Raw genomic sequence first — 13,350 nt, forward strand, 5'->3', positions numbered from 1 at the left:
CAGCCACGCGGGCATGGCGAAAACGCGATGAACTCTGACGAGTATACCCCGGGTGCAACGTTCCGTTGCCCATGCTCAGCCTGACGCCGGTCGTCGCACCGGAGGTCTACGGTGACAGTGACGGTCGACCCCACGCAACCGGGACGGGAACCACAGTGAGCACCTGGGACGAGCCGCTGCGCAAAGGACCGCTCGGCGGCAGGACGGCGAAGGCACTCGCCGACAAACTCGACCTGCACACCCTCGGCGACCTGCTGCGCTACTATCCGCGCCGCTATGACCGCCGGGGCGAACTCACCGACCTCGCGCTGTTGCGGGAGGGCGAGGACGTCACCGTGCAGGCCAAGGTCCTGGACGCCCGGCGGCGCACCATCCCCGCCCGCCAGGGGCGGCGCCGCATGGACATGTTGGAGGCCACCGTCACGGACGGCACCGGCCGCCTCCACCTGACCTTCTTCAACCGGGGCTCCCACCACCAGAACACCCTCGTCCCCGGGCGGCTGGCCATGTTCTCCGGCCGGGTCTCCACCTTCAAGGGTCGCCGCCAGCTCGACCACCCCGAGTACGTGCTGTTGGAAGACGAGGGCCTGGAGGGCGAGGCGGCCCGCGCCTACGCCAACGAGCTCATCCCCGTCTACCCGGCGGTCAAGGGGCTGGACTCCGCCACCATCGCCCGGTCGGTCGGGGTGGCCCTCGACTACGCGGTGGACCTCCCCGACCCCCTCCCCCCGGAACTGCGCGAGAGCAGGGGGCTGCTGGGTGTCCACGAGGCCCTGGTGCGCGTGCACCGGCCCGCCGAGTGGTCCGAGGTCGCGGCCGCACGGCGCCGCCTGAAGTGGGACGAGGCCTTCGTGCTCCAGCTCGCCCTGGCCCAGCGGCGCCAGCAGGCGCAGGAGCTGCCCGCCCGTCCCCGGCCAGGCGCGGACGGAGGCCTCCTGGACGCCTTCGACGCCCAGCTGCCGTTCACACTCACCGACGGCCAGCGGGAGGTGGGCGAACGGCTGGCCGAGCGACTCGACGCCACCCACCCCATGCACTGCCTGCTCCAGGGCGACGTCGGCGCGGGCAAGACCCTGGTGGCCCTGCGCGCCATGCTGCGGGTGGTCGACTCCGGCGGCCAGGCGGTCATGCTCGCTCCCACCGAGGTCCTGGCCCAGCAGCACCACCGGTCCATCGGCGCGATGCTCGGGGCGCTCGGCCGGGCCGGGCAGATCGACGGCGCCGACACCGCCACCCGTGTCGCGCTGCTCACCGGGTCCATGAACACCGCCGCCCGGCGCGAGGCCCTGCTGGAGGCCGCGTCGGGCCAGGCGGGGATCGTCGTCGGCACCCACGCCCTGCTCCAGGAACACGTCTCCTTCGCCGACCTGGGCCTGGTCGTCGTGGATGAGCAGCACCGCTTCGGCGTGGAGCAGCGCGACGCCCTGCGCGAGAAGGCCAGGGACGGTCGCCCCCACGTGCTGGTGATGACCGCCACACCCATCCCGAGGACCGTCGCGATGACCGTCTACGGCGACCTGGACGTGGTGGCCCTCACCCAGCTGCCCCAGGGGCGCGCGCCGATCTCCACCCACGTGGTCCCCGCCCACGAGAAGCCGCACTTCCTCACCCGTGCCTGGGAACGCGTCCGTGAGGAGGTGGGCCGGGGGCGGCAGGCCTTCGTGGTCTGCCCCCGGATCGGGGACGGTTCCGGCGGCACGGAGGCCGGTGACGAGGTCGACACCCCACCCGAGGACGCGCCTGCGGGCGACCGGCCCCCGTTGGCGGTGCTGGACGTGCTGGCCCGTCTCCGGGAGGGGCCGCTGGCGGACGTGCGGGTGGAGGCGCTGCACGGGCGGATGGCCCCGGACGACAAGGACGCCGTGATGCGCCGCCTGACCTCCGGCCAGACCGACGTGGTCGTCTCCACGACCGTCATCGAGGTCGGTGTGGACGTGCCCAACGCCACGGTCATGGCGATCATGGACGCTGACCGGTTCGGGATCTCGCAGCTGCACCAGCTGCGCGGACGGGTCGGTCGGGGGACCCTGCCGGGGCTGTGCCTGCTGGTCACCGAGGCCGAGGAGGGCAGCCCCGCTCGCGAGCGCCTGGCCGCCGTGGCCTCGACCACGGACGGGTTCGAGCTGTCCCGCGCCGACCTGGAGATGCGCCGGGAGGGCGACGTGCTCGGCGACGCCCAGTCCGGCTCCCGTTCGAGTCTGCGGATGCTCACGCTGGTCAAGGACGAGGAACTCATCGGTGAGGCGCGTGAGGAGGCCACCCGCCTGGTGGAGCGGGACCCCGGTCTGACCGGGCACCCGCCGCTGGCGCGGGCCCTGGAGGCCCTGCTGCCGGAGGAGCGCGCCGAGTACCTCGACAAGACCTGACGCCCCGCGCCGGCGTGCCCCGGAGCGCACTACCGTGGGGCCATGACCCGCATCATCGCCGGGGCGGCGGGCGGACGGCGCATCTGCGCCCCCGACGGCCGCACCACCCGACCCACCAGCGACCGCGCCCGCGAGGCCCTGTTCGCCTCCGTCCAGTCCGACCTCGGCTCGCTCGACGGACTCCGTGTGATGGACCTCTACGCGGGGTCCGGGGCGATCGGCCTGGAGGCCCTGTCGCGCGGCGCCGCGCACGCGCTGCTCGTCGAGGCGGACGCCAGGGCGGCCCGGGTGGTGAGGGAGAACATCGCCACACTCAGGCTCCCCGGGGCGCGGCTCGCGGCCGACCGGGTGGAACGGGTGCTGGCGCGCGGCAACACCGATGCCCCCTACGACCTGGTGGTGGCCGACCCCCCGTACGCGGTCACCGACGAGGAGGTGGCCTCGGTGTTGTCGGCCCTGGTCGAGCAGGGGTGGTTGGCCGAGGACGCGGTGCTCGTGGTGGAGCGGTCCAAGCGCGGTCCCGAACCCCTCTGGCCCGAGGGCGTCGAGTGGGACCGCAGCCGCAAGTACGGCGAGGCGATCCTCTGGTACGCCCGCGTCACCGGGTAGATACCGGGTGAAAGGGACGTTTTTCGGCGCTTTCCGGGGGAAGGTTCACACGACCTGGCGGAGGAGAGGTCCGTTGCCGGGTCGTGTGAAAGCGGACACGGGGGACCACTAAGTGGGAGTTGCCCGAAATCGGGCGGATAGGAGCCCCTACGATCGCTGTACCCGTGAGTAGTACCTGAGAGGGGCGATCCACCGTGCGCCGAGTCGTCTGTCCGGGCTCCTTCGACCCGGTCACCTACGGACACATCGACATCATCGGGCGAGCAGCCAAGCAGTACGACGAGGTCATCGCCGCCGTACTCAACAACGTCAACAAGCGTGGGCTCTTCACCGTCCCCGAGAAGCTCGACATGCTCACCGAGGGCACCGCCGAGTTCGACAACGTCCGGGTCACCGAGTTCGACGGGCTCCTCGTCGACTTCTGCCGGGAGAACGGGGTCGAGACCATCGTGCGCAGCCTGCGCTCGGTCAGCGACTTCGACTACGAACTCCAGATCGCGCAGATGAACTACCGGCTCTCCGGTGTGGAGACCGTCTTCATGACGGCCAACCCGCAGTACTCCTTCCTGTCGTCCAGCCTGGTCCGCGAGATCGCCCAGCACAGGGGAGACGTCTCCAGCCTGGTCACCCCGTACGTCCAGGGGCGCCTCCGCGAGAAGTACGCCGAGCGCGAGCGCGGATAGCCCCCGCACCCCGCCCGGGGGGCGGCTTCGGGGGCCTGATTTGGGTGGTCGGGGACATGGTAGGTAGAATCTGGGTTCGACCATGGGCGTCGCCGGTCCTCGGCGTGCGCTCTGGCCGGTCAGCACCACCGCGTCAGCCCGACGCCCACCATGTCGGCGGCCGTGTGCCCGGCACCCGGAACTCTCCTGAAAGCGCGATCACCCTGTCTCGTCTAGATGCCCGCGACCCGTACGTGGTCGACACCCGCCAGCTGGGCCGCCAGCCGGGTTCGATGCGTACCGTCAACCGAATCGTGACCGTCCCCGAGGCGCTCGAGACGGCGATGGCCAGCGTGCCCAAGGGCCAGGAGATCGAGCTGGACCTTCGCCTGGAGGCGGTGATGGAGGGCGTTCTCGTCACCGGGACCGTCACCGGCGGCCTCACGGCGGAGTGCTCCCGCTGCCTCGACCCCCTCTCCGAGGAGCTGGAGGCGAACTTCCAGGAGATGTACCGCTACGCCGCCGACGACGAAGTGAGCGTCGGAAGCGACGAGGACGCGGGCGACGACGATGAGGACTACTATCTAGAGGGCGATCTGCTCGACCTCGAACCGGTGGTCCGAGACGCCGTCGTGCTCGCGCTCCCACTCTCACCGCTGTGCGGCCCGGACTGCCCCGGCCTGTGCGCCGAGTGCGGTGTCAAACTCGCCGACGCCGGACCCGATCACGGTCACGGCGACGGTGTCGACCCGCGTTGGGAAGCGCTCCGCGACATCGCGGAGAAGCCCGACCAGCAGTGAGTCAGTGATCCGATCGCGCGCGGTACCCGCAGGGGCCGCCGACGACCGGGACACACCCTCCCCGCCACAGCGCGCGGGGTGACCAGATAAGCGACCTCCCGCGCACGCGGGGGTGACCCAGGAGGATTGAAGTGGCCGTCCCGAAGCGGAAGATGTCGCGGAGCAACACCCGGACCCGCCGTTCCCAGTGGAAGGCGTCGCGCCCGGTGCTGGTCAACTGCCCGCGCTGCCGTGACCCGAAGCAGCCCCACATCGCGTGCCCGACCTGCGGCACCTACAACAACCGCCAGGTCACCAACCCGGCCTAACCCGGACGTGCCAGGCTTCGGGCCCCGTGCCCGATCCCGTACACCCGGACATCATCGGGGCGGAACCCTCAGAGGGCTCCGCCCCGAAGTGCTGTCCGGGAACGGCCGTACCGTGGGCCTGTGTCCCCAGGGCTTTGTAGAGTGAACCCCACGGGCCCCGGAGACACCGCGGCCCGTGGTGTCCGACACCGGTGGTCCCGGTCCCACAGGGGCTCCCGAGATCGTGGTGGCCGCCGGGGGAGCACGCTCCCGCGACGATCACCTCGTTTTCGAGCGTCCTGGTCGGGTCGGGGATCACCTCCACCTTCGCGCGCCGTCCGTCGGCGCGCCCAACCGGGAAGCGAACCCGCGTGGCCAGTCAACTCTCCGTCTCCGAGACCAGGTCCTTCCAGCGCGCGATCGGGGTTGAGGTGGACGCCAAGATCCTGCTCCGGGCCCTGACCCACCGCTCCTACGCCTACGAGAAGGGCGGGCTGCCCACCAACGAGCGCCTGGAGTTCCTCGGCGACTCCGTGCTCGGCCTGGTGGTCACCGACACCCTTTTCCGTAAGCACCCCGACCTTCCGGAGGGGCAGCTCGCCAAGCTGCGCGCCGCCGTCGTCAACATGCGGGCCCTGGCCGACGTCGCCCGGGGGCTGGGCATCGGCGAGTACATCCGCCTCGGCCGGGGCGAGGAGGGCACCGGGGGTCGCGACAAGTCGTCGATCCTGGCGGACACCCTGGAGGCGATCATCGGCGCCGTGTACCTGGACCGCGGCCTGGACGTGGCCTCGGAGTTCGTGCACCGGCTGTTCGACCCGCTGATCGCCACCGCCTCCGGCCTGGGCGCCGGTCTGGACTGGAAGACCTCCCTCCAGGAACTCACCGCCGCCGAGATGCTCGGTGTGCCCGAGTACCACGTGGACGAGAGCGGCCCCGACCACCAGAAGACCTTCCGCGCGACCGTCCGGGTGGCGGGGGAGAGCTACGGCCTCGGCGAGGGGCGCAGCAAGAAGGAAGCCGAGCAGCAGGCCGCCGAGTCCGCGTGGAAGGCCATCCGGGCCCGCGCGGACCGCGCCGCCGAGCAGGCCAAGGGCAAGTCGAGCCCCAGCGGGCAGGGCTGAGGCGTGCCCGAACTCCCCGAGGTGGAGGTGGTCCGGCGGGGCCTGGCCGAGCACGCGGTGGGGCGCCGGATCGGCGCCGTCGAGGTGCTGCACACGCGGTCGGTCCGCCGTCACGAACCCGGTCCCGCCGACTTCGCGGCGCGCCTGGGCGGCCAGACCCCCACGGCGGTACGGCGCCGAGGCAAGTACATGTGGCTGGTGCTGGACGGCGGCGACCTGCTCCTGACCCATCTGGGCATGAGCGGGCAGATGCTGGTGCAGCCGCAGGGCAAGCCGGACGAGCGTCACCTGCGGGTGCGGATGCCGCTGGCGGACGGCAACGAGCTGCGCTTCGTCGACCAGCGCACCTTCGGTCACCTGCTGCTGGACCGTGAGGGCGAGCGGCCCGAGGTGCCGTCGTCGGTGGACCACATCGCCCTGGACCCGTTGGACTCCGCCTTCGTCCCGGAGGCGTTCGTCCGCGCGCTGCGGGCCAAGCGCACCGAGGTGAAGCGGGCGCTGCTGGACCAGACGCTGATCAGCGGGGTCGGCAACATCTACGCGGACGAGGCGCTGTGGCGTTCGCGGCTGCACTGGGCCCGTTCCACGCGGGGTCTGTCCAACGCCCGGGCCCTGGAACTGCTGGGCCACGTCACCGACGTGATGACCGAGGCGCTGGACGTCGGCGGGACCACGTTCGACGGGCTGTACGTCAACGTCAACGGCGAGAGCGGCTACTTCGCACGCGGGCTCAACGCCTACGGCAGGCGCGACGAGCCCTGCGGGCGCTGCGGCACGCCGATGGTGCGGGAGGCGTTCATGAACCGCTCCTCGTTCAGCTGCCCGCACTGCCAGCGCAGACCCTAGCCGCGAGGGCGCTCGGGGTGGGTTTCCTCGCCGATGATGCGGAGCCCCTCTCGGAAGGTCGTCACCTCGAAGTCCGAGAATCGGTCGCGGAACTTCGTCGCGTCGAAGACGTTGTCGTGCGCGTAGCGCGGCAGCAGCTCGCGGATCTCGCGAGCCTGCGGCGAGACGGTCCCGGCGGCGCGGAGAGCCCATGTCGGCACCACGGTGTACTCGGCGTCCGTGCGGAGCTCGGTGGCGGCCATGGTGACGAACTGCCGGTAGGTGGGGTGGTCGGTGTCGACGGGCAGGTGCCAGGTTTGTCCGTAGGCGTCGGGCGCGGTGCCGAGAGCCGCGAGGCCGCGGCTGGCATCGGGCGTCCAGATGAGGGTGCGTCGCCGGTCGGCGCGCACCGGTACGAGTGCTCGCCTCCCGCTCTTCATCCGGTCGATGACGAGTGCGTTGGTGAATCCCTGGGTCCGGCCGGGGCCGTAGAACTCCGGGGCGCGGGCGATGAGGACGGGGATGTCGCCGCGGTCCATCTCTTCGAGCACCATCGTGGCCATCTCGGCGCGCACCCTGCCCTTGCGCCCGACGGGTGCGAAGGCGGTGTCCTCGGTCTGGACGCGGTCGTCCTGCGGGTACATGTAGGTGTTGTCGAAGTAGGCGAACCTCGCCCCGGCCGCCCTGCTCGCGTCCAGGGCATGGCGGAGCATGGTCGGGAACCGCGCCTCCCACAGCGAGGACTTCGCCGGCAGGCCCGCGGTGAAGTAGACGATCTCGCTGCCGGCGACCGCGGCCCGCGTCTGTTCGGCGTCGAGGAGGTCAGCACGGGCGAGGACGTCGTCGTCGTTGACGGTGCGCGGGTCGCGGCTGACGAGTCGCAGTTCGTCGGTGGTCGTGCGGCCGAGCTCGCGGGCGAGCTCGACGGCGATCTGTCCGGTCGCGCCCAGGATGGTTTGAGTCGACATGGGAGCCCTTCCTCTTTCGTCGTGACCCCGCCCCGGTGAGGCGAGGGGAGTTCCTCTGGCCGTAAGGAGGACGGCGGCGTCTCCGCCAGAGATCCCCCCTGGGAATGGCTCGTCTAGTGTTCGTGCACGCGGACCGTCCGTGCGTTCCGGGGGTACCCGTACGCGACCGGTGGGCGTGTCGGTGAGAAAAGTATCTCCGTGAGGTAAGGGAGGATGTGGGGTCGTGGGGATGGAGGGAGAGCCCGTTCGTCTGACCGCGTGGGTGCGCGGACGGGTCCAGGGTGTGGGTTTTCGCTGGTGGACGCGGGCTCGCGGGTTGGAGCTCGGGCTCACCGGAGCCGCCACCAACCTCGACGACGGTCGGGTGGAGGTGGTCGCCGAGGGGGCACGGGAGAGCTGCGAGAGGCTCCTGGGGCAGCTGAGAAGCGGCGAGACCCCGGGAAGGGTCGATTCCGTGGTGGAACGCTGGGCTCGGCCGGGGGGTTCCTTCGACGGTTTTGTCGAGCGGTGAGTATGCTGGAGGCGTAACGCGGTTCGAGCATCGACCGTGGGGCGGCTCGACCGGGCAGCAGACGGGTGCCGCGACACACGGAGACCACCGCGCCAGCCGTTCGAGGGCGGCGCGTACCGGCGTCAGTGCCGGGGGTGGGTCACGTTCTGACCGTGCGGTGCCACGTTCCCTGGCTGTTCCTGCCTGGTGTGTGGTCGTTACGGACTGTTGTAATCCAATCTTGACCAGTCGCGCGCGGAGTGAGACTCTGGAAGACACACCGCGCAACTTCCGACCGTGGAGTCGTCCCGCGACAACCCGGGGCTACGGGTACACACGGGGACACGTATGCGCGCATCCCAACTGGTCACTCAGTGTGGAGGACCCACATCATGGCGAAGGCTCTGTTCGGCCACGTCGGCGGCTCCGACCCTCGTATGGTCTCGGAGATGCGACGGCTTCAGAAGCGGGTACGCGACCTCGAAGACGAGATCGGCCGTCTTCAGTCACAGAACGACCAGCTCAGCATGGCCGTTACCGACGTCGCCTCCGGTGCGACAGACCGCGAGCCCGCGCTCGCCTGACACCGTGACGCCGTGAGGGCCGTGCACCACGGCCCATGGGCGGCGCACGAACGATGATCCACTGACGGGGACGCCGCAGCCACACTGGCGTCCCTGGCCGGTCATCCCGGACCGTGGAGACGACACCGATCGGTCCGTGCCTTCGGGTGTCCCGAACGGGACCCGAAACCGCACTCGCTTTCCCTTCCCTTGCGGTTACCTTTACCGTTGTACCCGGCGGCACCCCACGCAACCCTCCGTGTTCACGCGGGGCGCGCGCGTTCGCCGTACCACCGGTCGGCCGCCCCTCCCGGGGCTGCCGAAACCGGGTTCCACACCCGCTTGTCTCCCAACGTCGCACGTCACACGCGGCTTCATGGCACCCTTGGTGTCGGCCCCGTGACGAACGCACGTGGCGAGGACGGTGAACGTCGTGGGAGGCGTGGGTGTACCTGAAGAATCTGACGCTGCGCGGCTTCAAGTCGTTCGCGTCGGCCACCACCCTGCGCTTCGAACCCGGCATCACCTGCGTCGTGGGGCCCAACGGCTCCGGTAAGTCCAACGTCGTGGACGCCCTCTCCTGGGTGATGGGCGAGCAGGGAGCCAAGTCCCTGCGCGGCGGCAAGATGGAGGACGTGATCTTCGCGGGCACCTCCACCCGCCAGGCCCTGGGCCGAGCCGAGGTCAGCCTCACCATCGACAACACCGACGGCGCGCTGCCGATCGACTACACCGAGGTCACCATCAAGCGGACGATGTTCCGCAACGGCGGCTCCGAATACGCGATCAACGGCGACACCTGCCGTCTGCTCGACATCCAGGACCTGCTCAGCGACTCCGGCATCGGCCGGGAGATGCACGTCATCGTCGGCCAGGGGCAGCTGGACACCGTCCTGCACGCCGGGCCCGAGGACCGCCGCGCCCTCATCGAGGAGGCCGCCGGCATCCTCAAGCACCGCAAGCGCAAAGAGCGGGCGATCCGCAAGCTCAACGCGATGCAGGGCAACCTGGACCGCGTCACCGACCTCACCGCCGAGCTCCGCCGTCAGCTCAAACCCCTGGGCCGACAGGCCGAGCTGGCCCGCCGGGCCGCCGTCATCCAGGCCGACCTGCGCGACGCCCGGCTCCGCCTGCTCGCGGACGACATCGTCACCCTCACCGACCAGCTGGCCAAGGAGGAGGCGGACGAGAAGGAGGTCCTGACCCGGCGCGGAGCCGCCGAGACCGCCCTCAACCAGGCGCAGGCGCGCGAGGCCGAACTGGAGGAGCGGGCCACCGCCGCGGCCCCCGCCCTGACCCGGGCCACCGAGACCTACCACGCGCTCTCCCGCCTCACCGAACGCCTCGACGGCGTGCGCGGCCTGGCCACCGAACGCCACCAGAACCTGGTCGCCGTCCAGGGTGAGGTCGTCCAGCGCCGCGACCCCGAGGAACTGGAGATGGAGGCCGAGGAGGCCGCCGCCCAGGAGGAGGAGCTCCAGACCCGGCTGGAGGAGGCCCGCGAGGTCCTGGAGACCAGTGTCGCCGAGCGCGCCGCCGCCGAGGACGCCCTGCACCGGGAGGAACGCCGACTGGAGGCCGCCTCCCGCGCGGCCGCCGAACGCCGTGAGGGCATCGTCCGGCTGTCCGCCCGGGTGGAGGGCCTGCGCGGACGGCTGACCTCCAACGAGGCCGAGATCACCCGGCTGGAGGAGGCCGCCCGGCAGGCCGCGGAGCGCGCCACCGCCGCCCAGGACGAGTACGAGATGGCCGCCGAGGAGTCCGCCGGACTCGACGAGGGGGACGCCGAACTCGACGAGAGCCAGGAGCGCTTCGCCCAGCGGCTCTCCGCGGTGGAGTCCGAGCTCAACCAGCTCCGCGACACCGAGCGCTCCGCCGAGGGCGAGCGCGCCGCCCTGGCCGCCCGCAAGGAGGCCCTCGAACTCGGCCTCGCGCACAAGGACGGGGCCGGCACCCTCCTGGAGGCGGGGCTCCCGGGCATGCTCGGCGGCCTGGCCGCACTCGTCCAGGTCGAACCCGGACACGAGACCGCTGTGGCGGCCGCCTTCGGGGTGGCCGCGGGGGCGGTCGCGGTCCGCGACGAGGACAGCGCCGCCGCCGCCCTGGAACTGCTCAAGTCCGAGGACGCCGGTCGGGCCGGGATCGTCGTGGCCCGCGCCGTGCCGTCCGCCGACCGCGCCGACTGGCCAGACCTGCCCGGTGACGGGCGCTACGCCGCCGACGCCGTCACCGCGCCCGACCACCTGCGCGACGCGGTCACCGCGCTCCTGGACCGGGTCGCCCTGGTCCCCGACACGGCGCGGGCCCGGGCCCTGGTCTCAGCGCTGCCGAAGGTCCGCGCGGTCACTCCCGAGGGTGACGTGTTCGCCGCCGCCATGGTCCACGGCGGAACCGCCGCCGCGCCCAGCCTCCTGGAGGTCCAGGCGGCGGTGGACGAGGCCGCCGAACGTCTGGAGGCCGCCACCGAGGCGGCCAAGCGCGTCGCCGTGGAGCTGGAGGAGAAGAAGCGCGAGCGGGCCGAGGTCGCGGCGGCCGCCGAGGAGGTCACCGCCCGGCGCCGCCAGAGCGACCGCAGACGCAACGAGTCCGCGCAGCGTCTGGGCAAGCTGGGCGGGCAGGCCCGTTCCGCCGAGGCCGAGTCCGAGCGGTACGCGGCCGCCGCGGCCAAGGCGGCCGCCGCCCGGGGCGAGGACGCCCAGAAGCTGGAGCGGCTGGAGGAGGAGCTGGCGGAGGCCGAGGAGATCTCCGCCGCAGTGGAGGAGGAGGCGCCCGACGCCGACCACCGCGACGAGCTCTCCGCCCTGGCCTCCCGGGCCCGCGCCGCCGAGATGGAGCGACGACTGGCCGTGCGCACCGCCGAGGAGCGGGCGCGCTCCATCGCGGGCCGTGCCGACTCCCTGCTGGCCCAGGCCGCCGAGGAGCGTCGGGCGGTGGAGCGCGAGGCCGAGCGGCGCCGCGACCGGGCCGCCCAGGCCACGGTCGCGCGGGCCGTCGTGGAGAGTGCCCGGCTCACACTGGAGCGGATCGCCGTGTCGCTGGCCGCCGCCGAGACCGAACGGGTCGCGGCCGAGGCCGAGCGCGAGGCCCGCGACGGCGAGCTGAAGACCGTGCGGGCCCGGGTCCGCGAGCTCTCCGTGGAGCTGGAGAAGCTCACCAGCTCCGCGCACAGCGGCGAGGTGGCGCGTGCCGAGCGCCGCATGCGCCTGGAGCAGCTGGAGACCAGGGCGTTGGAGGAGCTGGGCGTGGACGTGCCCACCCTGATCGCCGAGTACGGTCCCCGCGTTCCGGTGCCCCCGGCGGCCGACGCCGACGAGGACGCGATCCCGCTGCCGTACGTTCGTGAGGTGCAGGCCAAGCGGCTCAAGGTCGCCGAGCGGCAGCTCAACCAGCTGGGCAAGATCAACCCGCTGGCGCTGGAGGAGTTCGCGGCCCTGGAGGAGCGCCACGCGTTCCTGAACGCGCAGCTGGAGGATCTGAAGAAGACCCGCCGCGACCTGATGGAGATCGTCGCCGAGGTGGACGCCCGGGTCCAGGAGGTGTTCTCGTCCGCCTACCTGGACGTGGAGCGCGAGTTCGCGGCGATCTTCGGGCGCCTGTTCCCCGGAGGTGAGGGGCGGCTGGTGCTGACCACCCCCGAGGACATGCTCACCACGGGTATCGAGGTTGAGGCCCGGCCGCCGGGTAAGAAGGTCAAGCGGCTGTCCCTGCTGTCCGGCGGCGAGCGCTCGCTCACGGCGGTGGCGTTCCTCGCGGCCATCTTCAAGGCCCGCCCGTCGCCCTTCTACGTGATGGACGAGGTCGAGGCCGCCCTGGACGACACCAACCTCCAGCGCCTGCTGGTGATCTTCGAGGAGCTGAGGGAGTCCTCGCAGCTCATCGTGATCACGCACCAGAAGCGCACCATGGAGGCGGCCGACGCCCTGTACGGCGTCACCATGCAGGGTGACGGGATCTCCCAGGTGATCAGCCAGAAGCTCGACCGCCCCGCCTCGTGACGGTCCGCGACGGATCGGTACCCTGCCTCCGTCGTGCCGGATCGCCGTGAGGAGTGGACCGTGGAGCCCCAGGACGCCTTCAACCTGACGGGCGCGGTCCTGCTGACCGTGCTCCTGGTGGGCTTCCTCTGCTGGCCGAAGAAGGTGGAGCGGCCGAAGGGGGACCGGCGGTCGCTGATCCCGCTCAGAGCGGCCGTGTGGGTGGCGTACGGGGTCATGGTGCTCCTGCTGACGACCGACGTGGCCTGGCCACAGTTCCTGACGGGGGTCTCCTCACAGTCCGAGGGACCGGACTGCCCTCCGGTGCTCGGCCGAGCCGCGTGGGTGCTGACGCCGCAGGGGGTCAGTGAGGCCACCTGCGCGGGGTTGGCCAATGCCCGGGTGGGTTGGGCACTGCTGTTCGGGGTCGTCGGCACCCTCTTCTTGGCGGCCCTCACCCGGGCGCGCGTCCTGGCCGACGTCGCCGCCTCGGCCGGGAGCCCCGCCGCCGGGCGTTCGGTCGGCGACGAGCCTCCGCGCTCGCCCTGACCCCTTCGGGTCCCGGTGGTGGTCGGCCGGTGCGCGGCGGTCGGGTGGCGGAGGTCACTCTGACACCGGTGCCCCGGCGCGGCTCCCGGCGTGCCGTGGGCCCTAGCCTGGCGGTTGCAGTGCCAGCACCAAC

12 protein-coding genes are annotated in these 13,350 nt (G+C 71.8%); 11 read left to right on the top strand and 1 reads right to left on the bottom strand.

Features of this window, described 5'->3' with window-relative positions:
- Positions 1-155: 155 nt before the first annotated feature.
- The 7 genes from recG (at position 156) to mutM (ending at position 6,694) form a co-directional block, all read left to right on the top strand.
- The gene (gene recG / locus ABZ635_RS20115) at positions 156-2,366 is read left to right on the top strand and encodes an ATP-dependent DNA helicase RecG (RefSeq protein ID WP_357767280.1); all 2,211 of its coding nucleotides are present in this window, start codon (positions 156-158) and stop codon (positions 2,364-2,366) included.
- Between the two features lie 42 nt (positions 2,367-2,408).
- Positions 2,409-2,975: a 16S rRNA (guanine(966)-N(2))-methyltransferase RsmD gene (gene rsmD / locus ABZ635_RS20120; RefSeq protein ID WP_357767283.1), complete on the top strand. Its 567-nt coding sequence runs from the start codon at positions 2,409-2,411 to the stop codon at positions 2,973-2,975.
- A gap of 194 nt (positions 2,976-3,169) precedes the next feature.
- Positions 3,170-3,658 (top strand): pantetheine-phosphate adenylyltransferase, encoded by a 489-nt coding sequence (gene coaD, locus ABZ635_RS20125; protein WP_357767286.1) that lies wholly within the window; start codon positions 3,170-3,172, stop codon positions 3,656-3,658.
- A 233-nt stretch (positions 3,659-3,891) separates the two neighbouring features.
- On the top strand, positions 3,892-4,437 hold the full coding sequence (locus ABZ635_RS20130) for a DUF177 domain-containing protein (RefSeq protein ID WP_357767341.1): 546 nt from the start codon (positions 3,892-3,894) through the stop codon (positions 4,435-4,437).
- A gap of 131 nt (positions 4,438-4,568) precedes the next feature.
- Positions 4,569-4,745, top strand: a complete 177-nt coding sequence (gene rpmF, locus ABZ635_RS20135) for a 50S ribosomal protein L32 (RefSeq protein ID WP_013151268.1) — start codon at positions 4,569-4,571, stop codon at positions 4,743-4,745.
- A gap of 350 nt (positions 4,746-5,095) precedes the next feature.
- Positions 5,096-5,848, top strand: a complete 753-nt coding sequence (gene rnc / locus ABZ635_RS20140) for a ribonuclease III (RefSeq protein WP_357767288.1) — start codon at positions 5,096-5,098, stop codon at positions 5,846-5,848.
- A gap of 3 nt (positions 5,849-5,851) precedes the next feature.
- On the top strand, positions 5,852-6,694 hold the full coding sequence (mutM, locus tag ABZ635_RS20145) for a bifunctional DNA-formamidopyrimidine glycosylase/DNA-(apurinic or apyrimidinic site) lyase (RefSeq protein WP_357767291.1): 843 nt from the start codon (positions 5,852-5,854) through the stop codon (positions 6,692-6,694).
- Here mutM and ABZ635_RS20150 read toward each other — a convergent pair.
- Positions 6,691-7,641 (bottom strand): NAD-dependent epimerase/dehydratase family protein, encoded by a 951-nt coding sequence (locus ABZ635_RS20150; RefSeq protein ID WP_357767295.1) that lies wholly within the window; start codon positions 7,639-7,641, stop codon positions 6,691-6,693. The genes mutM and ABZ635_RS20150 overlap by 4 nt on opposite strands.
- 229 nt (positions 7,642-7,870) lie before the next feature.
- On the opposite strand from ABZ635_RS20150, the gene ABZ635_RS20155 reads away from it, so the two are divergent.
- The 4 genes from ABZ635_RS20155 to ABZ635_RS20170 all read left to right on the top strand — a co-directional run bounded on the left by ABZ635_RS20155 (position 7,871) and on the right by ABZ635_RS20170 (position 13,217).
- Positions 7,871-8,152 carry an acylphosphatase gene (locus ABZ635_RS20155; RefSeq protein WP_357767344.1) on the top strand — a complete coding sequence of 94 codons (282 nt, stop codon included), beginning with the start codon at positions 7,871-7,873 and terminating at the stop codon, positions 8,150-8,152.
- Positions 8,153-8,523: 371 nt separating this feature from the next.
- Positions 8,524-8,715, top strand: coding sequence for a hypothetical protein (locus ABZ635_RS20160; RefSeq protein ID WP_357767298.1), 192 nt, complete (start codon positions 8,524-8,526; stop codon positions 8,713-8,715).
- 425 nt (positions 8,716-9,140) lie between these two features.
- Positions 9,141-12,689, top strand: coding sequence for a chromosome segregation protein SMC (smc, locus tag ABZ635_RS20165; RefSeq protein ID WP_357767301.1), 3,549 nt, complete (start codon positions 9,141-9,143; stop codon positions 12,687-12,689).
- Positions 12,690-12,749: 60 nt separating this feature from the next.
- The gene (locus tag ABZ635_RS20170) at positions 12,750-13,217 is read left to right on the top strand and encodes a hypothetical protein (protein WP_357767304.1); all 468 of its coding nucleotides are present in this window, start codon (positions 12,750-12,752) and stop codon (positions 13,215-13,217) included.
- The last annotated feature ends 133 nt before the right edge of the window (positions 13,218-13,350 follow it).

Origin of the sequence: Nocardiopsis sp. NPDC007018 (assembly GCF_040635075.1) — a bacterium.
GTDB lineage: Bacteria > Actinomycetota > Actinomycetes > Streptosporangiales > Streptosporangiaceae > Nocardiopsis.